This is a genomic window from Rhizobium sp. MHM7A, assembly GCF_005862215.1.
GTDB classification, from domain to species: domain Bacteria; phylum Pseudomonadota; class Alphaproteobacteria; order Rhizobiales; family Rhizobiaceae; genus Rhizobium; species Rhizobium bangladeshense.
On sequence record NZ_VCHT01000079.1, the window covers coordinates 1 to 661 of the forward strand.

Here is a 661-nt window from a genome sequence, read left to right on the forward strand (position 1 = left end):
GGCGATGTCACGTTGTCGGCAACTTAACGGGTGGCGGATAATTCGGTTGAGATGACCTCATCGACCATCAGCTACAAGAACCACCGCTTTCCACCGCAGATCATCGCCCGTGCGGTCTGGCTGTATTTCCGGTTCCCGTTGAGCCTGCGGCTGGTCGAGGAAATGTTGGTGGAGCGCGGTATCGTCGTTTCTTACGAAACGATACGGCGGTGGTGCCGCAAATTCGGGGCGGCCTACGCCAAGCAGTTGCGTAGAAAGAAACCGTCGCGGAAGGATATCTGGCATCTGGACGAGGTCGTGATTTCCATCGGCGGTCAAAAACATTGGCTTTGGCGCGCCGTTGACCAGGACGGCTACGTTCTCGATGAGATCGTCCAGACCCGCCGCGATACCAAGGCTGCCAAGAGATTGCTGGTCAGGCTGCTGAAGAAGCAAGGTCTGTCGCCGAAGCGCATCGTCACCGACAAACTGCGCTCATACGGCGCGGCAAAACGGGATGTAATGCCCGGCGTCGAACATCGATCGCACAAGGGCCTTAACAATCGCGCAGAGAATTCTCACGTGCCGCTTCGAAAACGAGAGCGGATGATGCAGGGCTTTCGATCCGTCGGAGGTTTGCAACGTTTCATCTCGGTCTTTTCAGCAGTCCGAAATCTTTTCG

General features: G+C 56.4%; 1 pseudogene. It reads left to right on the forward strand.

Annotation, left to right across the window (positions count from 1 at the left end):
* Nucleotides 1–4: 4 nt before the first annotated feature.
* Nucleotides 5–661 (forward strand): annotated as a pseudogene (locus tag FFR93_RS40480) (IS6 family transposase); the annotation flags it as partial.